The following is an 11571-nucleotide window of genomic DNA, read 5'->3' as shown; positions in this document are numbered from 1 at the left end:
TTTCCGGCCGGGCAAGCCGACCGCAATTTCGATGGATGGAAGAATCATGATCGAAACCGTCGCCTTCCTCGTCGTTGCCGTCGCGCTGTACTGGGTCTCGGATCAAATCCTGCTCCGCATCGAGGAGCGGCGCGGCGCCCGCTTCGAGCACCGTTCGCTGATCTTTTTCGGGATTCTTCTGGCCTTGGCCCTGGCGAGCTTCTGGGGGCTGGGTCGCCTGACCGGCCAATGATGAAAAATCGAATTTATTCAGGCAGTTAACCGATTTGACGTGAGTCAAGGCACCGGTCCGCTTCCCCATGCGACGTTCGGGCGTTCTTCGCAACGCATGGGGAGACCGAAGATGGCCGATACCCGTTCCGGAAGCGCCGCCGGCGCGCCGCAAGACGAGCGAGTGCCGCCGATGCAGCTTCTGCTCGACAATCCGTTCGCGCTTCTGTTCATCGGGGTCGCGCTGCCGGCGGTCCTCTACACGATCTGGGGGATCATGGAGATCGCCCAGATCCCGATCGCGCAGTGACAGGGGGCGAATCATGGCACTCACACCTCCGGAAAACAAACTGTGGTGGAACGAGCCCCTGCACAAGATGGAGATCGTGTGGATCACGATCGCCTTCCTGTGGGGCATCATCATGTTTCTGACGATGGTCTATTGGCACATCGCCGGGCAACAGAATCTGTCGAACGAGGCCTACAAGATCAAACCCGAGGCGTTCGCGGCCAAGGCCGAGGCCTTCGTGGCGAAATACAAAGTGCGCGAGGAAGGCGATACCAAGATCCCGGTTGTGAAGCCGCCCGCGGGCGGCGACGCCTACCTGATCGCGCGCCTGTGGGAATGGTGGCCGATCCTCGAGCTTGAGAAGGGCCAAAGCTACCGGCTGCACATGTCCTCGATGGACTGGCTGCACGGGTTCTCGCTGCAGCCGACCAACATCAACATCCAGGTCCACCCCGATTACGAGATGGTGCTGACCGTGACGCCGACCCAGGCGGGCGAGTTCGCCATCATCTGCAACGAATTCTGCGGGATCGGCCATCACAACATGCTCGGCCGCATCCACGTGGTTGAACGGAAATAGGGGGCGAACATGGCAAATTTCATGCATCGGGTTTGTCCCGAAACCGGCCTTAAGGTCTGCCGCCACGCCGAAGCGTTGATCAAGATCAACGCCGTGGTCGCGGTGGTGTTTCTGGCGATCGGCGGCCTGTTCGGCCTGCTGGTCGCGCTGACGCGCTGGCCGGCGGTGCACATCCTGCCCGCCGACTTGTTCTACCTCGCGCTGACCGCGCATGGTGCCGACGTGCTGCTGTTCTGGATCATCTTCTTCGAGATCGCGATCCTCTATTTCGCGTCGGCCATCCTGCTCAATTCGCGGCTCGCCGCGCCGAAATGGGCGTGGTTCGCCTTCGTCCTGATGCTGGTCGGCGCGTTGATGGCCAACGTCGCCGTCCTGCAGGGCGAATCGAGCGTCATGTTCACCTCCTACGTGCCGATGAAGGCGGCGCCGCACTTCTATCTCGGCCTGGTCGTGTTCGCGGTCGGGGCGCTGATCGCCTGCTTCGTCTTCTTCGGCACGCTGGTGATCGCCAAGCAGGAGCGCACTTACGAAGGCTCGATCCCGTTGGTGACCTTCGGCGCGGTGACGGCGGCGGTGATCGCGGTCTACACCATCGCCTCGGGCGCGATCATTCTGGTGCCGACGTTCCTGTGGTCGATCGGCATCATCCCGCACCTCGATTCGCTCATGTACAAGGTGATTTGGTGGGGGATGGGCCATTCGTCCCAGCAGATCAACGTCTCCGCGCACGTCGCGGTGTGGTACACGATCGCGGCGATGGTGCTGGGCGCGAAGCCGCTGTCGGAGAAGGTGAGCCGGGGCGCGTTCCTGCTCTACATCGCCTTCCTCCAGCTTGCGTCCGCGCACCACCTGCTGGTCGATCCGGGCATCAGTTCGAGTTGGAAGGTGTTCAACACCAGCTACGCCATCTATCTCGCGGTGCTCGGCTCCATGATCCACGGCATGAGCGTTCCCGGCGCGGTCGAGGCGGCGCAACGCCGACGCGGCTTCACCCAAGGGGCGTTCGACTGGCTGCGCCGCGCACCCTGGGGCAACCCGGCGTTCTCGGGCATGGCCATGTCGGTGGTGATGTTCGGGTTCCTGGGCGGCATTTCCGGCGTGGTGCTGGGCTCCGAGCAGCTCAACCTGATCATGCACAATACCCTCTACGTGCCCGGGCACTTCCACGCCACCGTGGTCGCGGGCACGACGCTCGCGTTCATGGCGGTCACGTACCTGGTGGTGCCGCTGATCTTCCGCAAGGAGATCATGTTCCCGACGCTCGCCAAATGGCAGCCTTACCTGTTCGGGCTCGGCGTCATGGGCATCAGCTTCTTCATGATGGGGGCGGGTACGCTCGGGGTTTCGCGCCGGCACTGGGACATGACCTTCGCCGACGCGGCGCTCAAGTTCGAGCATCCGCCGGCCGCGTTTCTGATGATGGGGCTGAACGGCCTGTCGGCGGTGTTGGCGACCGTGGGCGGAATCATCTTCGTCGTCGTCGTGGTCGGTTCGGTGTTCTTCGGCAGGCCCCGCGACGAGGCCGCGATCAAGCGCAATCCGGTCGTCAATCCCGGCGGCGGCGCGGCGGTCGCGAGCTACGGCAGCGAGGCGACGCTCAAGCTGCCGGGAACGGCGATCCTGGTAACGGTGTTCTTCGTCTCCTTCGTGCTCTACTATTTCATCAACTGGAAGTACCTGTCGGAGGTTTGGCCGCTCCGCTGACGCGGCCGTTCGACGAGCGTTCGGCCGGCCCGCCGCGATGCGGCGGGCCGGCGGGACGAGAGAGGGGTAAGTCGGTGGCGTATCGGTTTCGATCCGTGAGCGGGTGGGGGATCGTCGCGGGGGCGGCTCTGTCGGCCGTCCTGTTCGCTTCCGCGGACGCGCGGGCCGCCGGCGCGCCCTTCGACGACATGGCCGCATTCAAATTCAGCCAAGCGGCGATCGGCCGCACCGTCGGCGCGCACGAATTCCGCGACCGTTCCGGCAAGCCCGTGGCGCTGGCCGACCTGCGCGGCAAGCCGGTGGTCATGAACCTGATTTACACCAGTTGCGCCGACGTCTGCCCGCTGATCACCCACAGTTTGATCAACGGCGTCGAACTGGCACAGGAGTCCATCGGCCGGGACACGTTCCGGGTGATAACCATCGGATTCGACGCCCGCGCCGACACGCCCGAACGCATGAAGGCGTTCGCCCGCGCCCAGGGCATCCGGCTGCCGAACTGGGATTTTCTCAGCGCCGACGCCGCGACCGTCGACCGCCTCGCCGAGGAAACCGGGTTCATCTTCTTCGCCTCGGCCAAGGGGTTCGACCATCTCGCCCAGGTGACGCTGCTCGACGCCGAGGGCAAGGTCTACCGCCAGGTCTACGGCGCCGATTTCGAGCCGCAGCAACTGGTCGAGCCGCTCAAGGATCTGGTGTTCGGTCGCTTCTCGTCGCTCGCGAGTTGGGAAGGGATCGTGGGACGAGTCAAGCTCTACTGCACCATCTACGATCCGTCGATCGGCCGCTACCGGTTCGATTACCGGGTACCGATCATCGTCGGCGTCGGCGCGTTGACGTTGTTCGCTATCGGCTTCGTGGTGGCACGCGCGTGGTTGAGGCATTTCCGGCCGCCCGGCGGGGGCCGAGCCGGCGGGCGTCGGTTTCCCGCGTGAACGCCGTCCGCGCCCCGCTCCGTTTCCTGTTCGAACACGCCGAAAATCTCTTCGATCGGATTTTCGGGCCGCGCTGGAATCCGTTTTCGTGCCTGGGCGCGCTCGGTTGGTACTATTTCTGGATCGTGTGCGGGACCGGACTCTATCTCTTCATCTTCTTCGACACCGGCGTCCACGAAGCCTACCGCTCGGTCGAGTACATGACCCACGAACAGTGGTATCTCGCCGGCGTGATGCGCAGCCTGCACCGCTACGCTTCCGACGCGATGGTCGTGATGGTGGTCGTGCACATGCTGCGCGAATTCGCCTTTGACCGCTATCGCGGCGCGCGCTGGTATTCGTGGCTGACCGGCATTCCGACCCTTTGGTTCCTGTTCGCCGCCGGGATCACCGGCTATTGGATGGTGTGGGACCGGCTCGCCCAATACATCGCGATCGCCACCAGCGAATGGTTGGACGCGCTGCCGCTGTTCGGCGAGCAGATCGCGCGCAATTTCGCCTCGCCGGCCCAGCTCAGCGACCGGTTCTTCACCCTGATGATCTTCATGCACGTCGCCGTGCCGCTGGTGCTGCTGTTCATCATGTGGTTCCACCTGCAGCGGGTGAACTACGCCAAGGTGAACCCGGCGCGCGGGCTCGCGATCGGGACGGCGGCGATGCTGCTGGTTCTTTCGCTGGTCGTGCCGGCGATGAGCCAGGGGCCAGCGGACCTCGCCCAGGTGCCGACGCCGGTCAAGCTCGACTGGTATTACCTGTGGGTCTACCCGCTGATCGAGGCGACGTCGCCGCTGTTCACATGGGCCGTCCTGGTTGGCGGCAGTTTCGCGCTGATGGCGTTGCCGTGGGTGCCGCCCGAAAAGAAGGTCGCCGCGGCCGTCGTCAACCTCGAAAGCTGCAACGGCTGCCGGCGGTGCGCCACCGACTGCCCATTCGCCGCCATCCGCATGGGGCGCCGAACCGATGACCGGCCGTTCCCCGAGGAACCCGTGGTCGATCCCGGATTGTGCGTCGGCTGCGGCATCTGCGCCGGGGCGTGCCCGACGGCGATGCCGTTCCGGCGCATGGGCGAATTGGTGGCCGGGATCGAAATCCCGGATCTGACCACCGCCGCGCTGCGTGACAAGGTCGAGGCCGCGAGCCGGGGCTTGCGCGCCCGCCCGCGCATCCTCGTCTTCGGTTGCGACCACGGCGCGAAGGTCGCCAATTTCGCGGCCCCCGGCATCGCCGCCGTCAGTCTGCCGTGCACCGGCATGCTGCCGCCGCCGTTCGTGGACTATATCCTGAGTCGCGATCTGGCGGACGGCGTGGTGCTGACCGGCTGCCGCAACGCCCATTGCCGCGCCCGCCTCGGCGTGCGCTGGACCGAGGAGCGGATCGAGGGCGCGCGCGATCCGGCCTTGCGCGCGCGCGTCCCCCGCGATCGTCTGGTGAGGATCTGGACATCGGACAAGGGCGCGATCGCCGCCGAGCTGTCGGCGTTCGCAGCGCAGCTCGCGGCGCTCAAGCCGGCGCCGTCGTTTCCGCCCGCCGATAAACGCCGCGTCGCCGAAGCCGCGGGAGAGCGCGCATGATCCGTCCCCTCGCGCTCGTCGGACAAGGCGTCACCTACGCTATCTTCGCCGCGATACTTGGCGTGTTTGCCAACGGCCCGGCCTACGCGCCCGCGCCGCCGGATCAAGCTCAGATCGTGCTGTCGTTCACCCACGGCGGCAAGCCCGCGGGCGAATGCCGCGAGCGCGCGGCCGACGAACTGGCCAAGCTCGCCCCCAACATGCGCCGCAAGCTGGTGTGTCCGCGCGAGCGCGTCGCGCTGCTGGTCGAGCTTGAGGTGGACGGCAAGATCCTGTTCCGCGAATCGCTTCCGCCCAAGGGCTTCGCCAAGGATTTTCCATCCAACGTTCATCGCCGGTTCGTCGTCGCGCCGGGCACGCACCGCATAGAGGCGCGGCTCAGGGATTCTCCGCGCGGCGAGGGATTCGATTATCATGGCGCGACCGAGGCGACGCTGGCGCCCCGCCAGAGCCTGGCGGTCGACTTCCGTGCCGCGACCGGCGGCTTCGTGTTCCGTTGAGGATGAGGAAACGGAATCATGACCCTGATCGAATGGCGAGACGACTTCAAGACCGGCATTCCGGCGCTCGATCACGAGCACCAGGAAATGATCAATCTGCTCAACAGCCTGTATGCCGATTTGGCCGGGGACGGTTCGCGCGAAAACATCGTCGCCTTCCTCGGCGAGGTGTACGCGCGCATCTCGGCCCACTTCGCGCTGGAGGAATCGGTCATGCGCGAGCGCCGCTACGACGGCTACGCGGCGCACAAGTTCGATCACGAGCGTCTGCTCGACGAAATCCGCGACCTGATGGACAGCTACGAGGGCAGCGAGGACGACGAGACGTTCCGCGCCGAGTTCGGCGGCCGCCTCAAGGCTTGGTTCGTCGACCACTTCCGCGAGCAGGACGCGAGGCTCCACCGCGTCCTCGGCGTGTAGCCCCCCCGTCGGTTCGGCTGGATTTTCATCCCAAAGCCGCTATTCTGGATGGCGGAAAAAAAAGAGGGGTTTCCGCGCATGACGGATGACGATCTCGACATCGTCCGCCAACTGACAATTTTCAACAGGATTCCGGGCGACAAGCTGGAGACGTTGCTGAAGGGCGCCGCCCCGCGCACCTATCCGAAAGGGCATCTGCTGTTCCAGCAAGGCGACGCGGCCGACGGTTTCTTCGTGGTGCTGTCGGGATGGGTGAAACTTTTTCGCCAGACGCCCCACGGCGACGAAGCGGTGATTCACATCCTGAGCCGTGGCGAGTGTTTCGCCGAGGCGGCCATGTTCCTGGGCGGCCGCTACCCCGCCAGCGCCCTGGTCGCGGAAGACGCCCGACTGGTTCGCATCTCCAATCAGCCGTTCCGGCAATGGGTCCAATCGGAACCGGAGATCGCGCTCGGCATGTTGGCGTCGCTGTCGGCCCGTCTTCATCACCTGATCAACGAATCGGAGCAGTTGCAGACCCGTTCCGCGACCGAGCGAGTCGCCGAATTCATCCTCAAGCGCTGTCCGGTGCGGGAAGGTTCGGCGGTGATCGCGTTGCCCTACGACAAATCGTTGCTCGCCGCGCGGCTCGCCATGAAGCCGGAAAGCCTGTCGCGCGTGCTGGCCAAGCTGCGCAAGCTCGGCGTCAAGACCGAAAACCACCGGGTGATCGTCGCCGACGTCGCCCGGCTGGCCCGGTTCTGCGCCGGCGCCGATCGCACCGACATGGCCGCGTCGCGCTGATCTATCCTTCGGCCCGCGCGCGCGGCCGAAGCAGGATCGGGACATATATATAAGTGAACAGGCCGAACCCGGCGATCCACAGGACCGCGGTGACGGCGAGCGCCTGGAGCGCGTACGCGGGCAGCAGCGCGGGCCCGAGGACGCGCGCGAGCGCCGCCGCCGTCACCAACAGATAGGCGGCGACGATCGCCGGCGCCACGCGCAGCTCGCGTCCGGTATGGCCGAGCGCCGCCCGCGACATGACGCCGAGCGTCATGCAGCCGATCGCGCCGATGGTGAGCGCGTGGCTCGCCGCGGTCGGCGGCAGCCACCCGCCGAGCAGCGCCATCGCCTTGAGGGCGAAGCCGACGATCAGCCAAAGATAGCCGAGATGGATGATCCACAGGATCGGCTCGGCGAGCGTGCGGTGGCCGCGCCAACCCGCGAATCGAGCCGCGTGCAGGACGGCGGCGATCGCGGCGACGGCGCCGGCCGCGCGTCCGTCGGGCGCGAGAAAGTCGACCGCGGCGAGCGCGACGACGGCGAGCAGCGCGGCGGCTTCGAGCGGCGCGCGCGAGACCGGCAGGCGTTCCTCGCCCGCGCGCCGGAGCGCGTTGGTGGTGAAGGCGGGAACGACCCGCCCGCCGAGCACGGCGATCAGGAACAGCACGGTGTCGAGGGCGAGGTTGAGGCCGCGCCCGGCATAACCGGGAGCGATCCCGGCGGCATCCAGGTGATAGAGAAGATTGGCGGCAAACAGCGCCGCGAACACGGGAAGAAAGATCGCGTTGCGCCTCGACCAGCCGCCCGCCAGCGCCCGGATCACCAGGGCTGCGAGAAACGGCACGAAGGCGAGATCGAGGATCGCGACCAGCAGCGGCGGCAGCGCCGCCGCGCCCCACAACGCAATCCGTCCGGCGATCCAGGCGAGCGCGAGCGCGCCGAGCGTTCCGCCGCGCACCGGGGCGCGGCCGGTCCAGCTCGGAACCGCAGTCAGGAAGAACCCGGCGACGGCCGCAGCGACGTAGCCGAACAGCATTTCGTGGCCGTGCCAGAAATGGGGCGGCATCGCGCCGTGCGGAAAGGAACCGGCCGTGCCGGTGTACAGCCGGTGCAGGATCGCAAGCCAGGCCGCGGCGGCGATGACCGCGTAAGCGCCGGCAAACAGGAAGAACGGGCGGAAACCGTGGGACAGGAATACGTGGAGAAACGCGCGCATCGACTTCGGTCGCCATCTGAACAAGTGTCGCGCAACCATGAGCCGCGCGCCGCCGGCGTACATTGACCGGGGTTAAATACTCAGATCATAAAAAAAAGCCCCGGGGGAAGGGAGTACCCCCGGGGCCGACGATACGCGCTCGCGCGCGGCTAGTAAATGTCGTGTTGCGTGTTGTAGACGTTGAACTTGCCGGTCGGCGTGATCATCTTCGGATCCTTGATCACGGCCTTCACCTTTAGGGTCTTATCGTCGATCACCACGATCGCGGAGGGGTCGGTCTTGCCGGCCCAGACCGAGAACCAGACCTCGTCGCCGGCCTCGTTGTACTCGGGGTGGACGACGCGCTGGAGCGCCTTGGTCTTGGGCAGGCCGGCCATCTTGGCGACGTTGATGGTGGTCGGCCCCTTGTCCAGGTTCTTGAGGTCGTAGACCGTGACCGATTCGACGACCTCGGGTTCGGGGTGCAGCGGCGCGTCCGCCCACAGGTTGTTGGACTTGGGGTGGGTCTTGACGAACAGCGAACCGGACCCGTGCATTTTCAGTTCCTGGACCACTTTCCAGGCGTGCTGCTTGTTCTTTTCCGGATCGGTGCCGATCAGGGTGATGACGTCGGCCTTGAGGTGCGACGTCGCCCAGACCGGGCCGAACTTGGGATGCACGAAGTTGGCGCCGCGGCCCGGATGCGGGATCGGCTTGGTGTCGACCAGGGCGGCGAGCTTGCCTTCCTTGGTGTCCACCACCGCGATCTTGTTGGAGGCGTTGGCGGCGACCAGGAAGTAGCGCTTGGACGCGTCCCACCCGCCGTCATGCAGGAACTTGGCGGATTCGATGGTGGTTTCCTTCAGGTTCTTGATGTCGGAATAATCCACCAGCTTGATCAGGCCGGTTTCCTTGATGTTGATGACCCATTCCGGCTTGATCTGCGAGGACACGATCGAGGCGACGCGCGGCTCGGGGTGGTATTCGCCGTCGACGGTGATGCTGCGGGTCGAGACGATCTTCAAGGGCTCCAGGGTCTGGCCGTCGAGGATCGCGTACTGCGGCGGCCAGTAGGAACCGACGACCGCGTACTTGTCCTCGTAGCCCTTGAACTTGGAGGTGTCGACCGAGCGGGCGTCGAGGCCGATCTTGATGGTCGCGACCGTGGTCGGCTGCTCGAACCACATGTCGATCATGTCGAGACGGCCGTCGCGGCCGATCACGTACACGTAACGGCCGGAATACGAGAGCCGCGAGATGTGGACCGCGTAGCCGGTCTTGACGATACCCCAGATCTTCTTGGTGTCGCCGTCGATCAGGGCGACCTCGCCCGCATCGCGGAGCGTCACCGAGAAGACGTTCTTGAGGTTGACCTTGTTCATCTGCTTGGTCGGCCGCTTGTCGGGCGCGACCAGGACTTTCCACGACGCCTTCATTTCCTTCATGCCCCATTCCGGCGGAACGTCGGGGGTCATGCGGAGATAGGTGGCGAGATGCTTGATCTCGTCCTTGGTCAGGATGTCGTCGAAATTCGGCATGCCGCCTTCGGTGCCGTCGGAGAGGATTTTCTCGAGCCGCTGCTGGCCGAGCTTCTCGGACTCCGCGGGTTCAAGGCTCTTGCCGGTCGCGCCCTTGCGCAGCACGCCGTGGCAGCCGGCGCAGCGCTCGAAGTAAATCTTGGCGCTGGCTTCCTTGGCCTCCTTGGGGAGTGTCGGCGCGGGCGCGGCCTGCTGGGCGTTCGCAGTTCCGATCGCCAACGGCAGCGCCGATAGCATCAACGCGGTACGAAATCCTTTCCACATGGTCAGCTCCTAAATGTTTGGGACACCGATCGAACCCCAACCGGGCGACGCACGGGACCCGGCCCTCGTCCTTCGACTTTTGTGAATTTACCTAAACCGGGTAGGGGCAATCCTTGACGGAGGTCAATTGACGGTTCGCGCGTGGCCCGGGATCGCCGGGCCGATCACGGGGTGACCGTGACGTGGCCGACCATCTTTTCCTGCTCCCAGTGGGGGCCGCACAGATAGGGGTATTTTCCCGGCATGGTGAACGGAAACTCATAGGTTTCGAAATTGAACATCCGGGGGGATTCCGGCTGGCCCGCTTCCTTGAGCCAGACGCTGTGGCTGGTGCGCTTGTCGACGTTGATCCAGCGCACGGTCGTGCCCGACTTGACCGTCAGGTTGGGCGGGCAGAAGCGGTACTTGTACATCAGCACCATCACCACGCCGGGGTCCTTCTTGCCCCCTTGCGCGGCGAAGCGCTGTTCGGCCTCGGCGCAGACTTCCTGGGTGTCCTTGTCGACCGGAACCTGGGCCGCGACGCCGAAAGCGACCGGGAAAACAACCGAAACGGCAAGGCTCCACCGACGCATCGCGTCGCCTACTGCTTGACCGCGTTGATTTGCGCCTGCGGGTTGTCGATTCCGAGCTGCAGATCGAGCGAGACGTGATGGAACCGCGCGGCGGTATGATCGTCGTGGATGGCGAAGGTGACGGTATAAAGCTTGCCCGGCTCGAACGAGGCATAGCCCGATTTCTCCGCCTTCAGCGGCCGCGTCATCGTCACGGTCCAGGTACCGCCCGCGAGTCCGCCCTCGAATTTGACCGGCTGTCCGCCGCTCATGACCCGCTGTTCGAGAACATGGCCGCTTTCCGGCGCGCCGCCGCTCCGGAACCGCACCATATCCATGAACGCGCCTTTTTGTTTCAAGGCCTCGATCTCGGCGGCGGGTTTCAGCTTGTCCCAGCCGCCGCGCGGCGTGTCGGCGGAAAGCTCGGTACGGGTGTCGCCGATGTATTTGGTGACGCCGTGCGCGAGGTCGAACCGGTCCTTGAGCGGGCTCGCCTTGAGGGCGTCGTCCTTCGGCGCGTCGGGCATGGTGCGCGAATCGTGGTGGCAGGACACCCAGCAGCCGGCGATGGCGGCCAACTCGACGCCTTCGCCCGAGACCATCATCGCGAGCTTGACCTGATTGTCGGGGTCCATCTTGCCGCCCGGCGCGAACGGAACCGGCGCGTGCGGCGCGTCCGGCCACTGGAAGCGAAGATAGAGGTTCTTGCCGTCGTGGGCGGCGCGGATGTTGACGGGAATGCTCCCGCGCTTGCCGGGTATCGGCGTCGTCTCGGCCTTGGTCCCGGTCACGATCTTCTGGCCCATCTCGGCGGCTTCCTTGCCGTGGCATTCGAAGCAGCGCTCGTTCTTGCGCCGGATGTTGCGCGCCCCGCCGTGGTCGGTACCCTTGAGCAGCCATTCGATCGACGCCTGGCCGGGATAGAACAGCACCGCGTCGAAAGCGGGCGCCTTGGCCCAATCGACCGGGCCTGACCCGGCGCCGCCGGTCGGCGCGGCGGCGGTTTGCGCCGGCGCGGGTGCCGCCGCCGGCGCGGGGACGGCGGT

At 65.6% G+C, this 11571-nt stretch carries 12 protein-coding genes; 8 read left to right on the top strand and 4 right to left on the bottom strand.

Translation table 11 applies throughout. From position 1 onward, the window contains the following. The first annotated feature begins 46 nt into the window (after nt 1–46). The 8 genes from FJ311_01645 (at nt 47) to FJ311_01610 (ending at nt 6992) form a co-directional block, all read left to right on the top strand. Nucleotides 47–232: a hypothetical protein gene (locus tag FJ311_01645; protein ID MBM3950141.1), complete on the top strand. Its 186-nt coding sequence runs from the start codon at nt 47–49 to the stop codon at nt 230–232. 301 nt (nt 233–533) lie between these two features. Then, nucleotides 534–1079: a cytochrome C oxidase subunit II gene (locus FJ311_01640; GenBank protein ID MBM3950140.1), complete on the top strand. Its 546-nt coding sequence runs from the start codon at nt 534–536 to the stop codon at nt 1077–1079. A gap of 9 nt (nt 1080–1088) precedes the next feature. After that, nucleotides 1089–2783, top strand: a complete 1695-nt coding sequence (locus FJ311_01635; protein ID MBM3950139.1) for a cytochrome C oxidase subunit I — start codon at nt 1089–1091, stop codon at nt 2781–2783. A 95-nt stretch (nt 2784–2878) separates the two neighbouring features. Then, a complete protein-coding gene (locus FJ311_01630) occupies nt 2879–3718 on the top strand; it encodes an SCO family protein (protein MBM3950138.1) in 840 nt (279 codons plus the stop codon). Further along, nucleotides 3109–5289 (top strand): hydrogenase iron-sulfur subunit, encoded by a 2181-nt coding sequence (locus FJ311_01625; protein ID MBM3950137.1) that lies wholly within the window; start codon nt 3109–3111, stop codon nt 5287–5289. The genes FJ311_01630 and FJ311_01625 overlap by 610 nt, the downstream gene beginning before the upstream one ends. Further along, entirely contained in the window at nt 5286–5789 is a 504-nt protein-coding gene (locus FJ311_01620; GenBank protein ID MBM3950136.1) for a hypothetical protein, read from the top strand. Before FJ311_01625 ends, FJ311_01620 begins: the two co-directional genes overlap by 4 nt. An 18-nt stretch (nt 5790–5807) precedes the next feature. Beyond that, nucleotides 5808–6209, top strand: a complete 402-nt coding sequence (locus FJ311_01615; protein ID MBM3950135.1) for a bacteriohemerythrin — start codon at nt 5808–5810, stop codon at nt 6207–6209. A 48-nt stretch (nt 6210–6257) separates the two neighbouring features. Then, the gene (locus tag FJ311_01610; protein MBM3950134.1) at nt 6258–6992 is read left to right on the top strand and encodes a Crp/Fnr family transcriptional regulator; all 735 of its coding nucleotides are present in this window, start codon (nt 6258–6260) and stop codon (nt 6990–6992) included. A 1-nt stretch (nt 6993) separates the two neighbouring features. Here the strand turns inward: FJ311_01610 and FJ311_01605 are convergent, their stop codons facing one another. The 4 genes from FJ311_01605 to FJ311_01590 form a co-directional block, all read right to left on the bottom strand. Continuing rightward, complete coding sequence (locus tag FJ311_01605; GenBank protein ID MBM3950133.1) at nt 6994–8190, bottom strand: NnrS family protein; 1197 nt, start codon at nt 8188–8190, stop codon at nt 6994–6996. Between the two features lie 149 nt (nt 8191–8339). Beyond that, entirely contained in the window at nt 8340–9971 is a 1632-nt protein-coding gene (locus FJ311_01600; protein MBM3950132.1) for a nitrite reductase, read from the bottom strand. A gap of 164 nt (nt 9972–10135) precedes the next feature. Further along, the gene (locus FJ311_01595) at nt 10136–10546 is read right to left on the bottom strand and encodes a copper-binding protein (GenBank protein ID MBM3950131.1); all 411 of its coding nucleotides are present in this window, start codon (nt 10544–10546) and stop codon (nt 10136–10138) included. A gap of 8 nt (nt 10547–10554) precedes the next feature. Next, nucleotides 10555–11571: cytochrome C552 (locus FJ311_01590; protein MBM3950130.1), on the bottom strand; the 1017-nt coding region annotated here is incomplete at its 5' end.

Source organism: Rhodospirillales bacterium, from assembly GCA_016872535.1.
In the GTDB taxonomy this organism is placed as follows: Bacteria; Pseudomonadota; Alphaproteobacteria; order Rhodospirillales; family 2-12-FULL-67-15; genus 2-12-FULL-67-15.
This window is presented reverse-complemented; position numbering and strand designations above follow the sequence as displayed.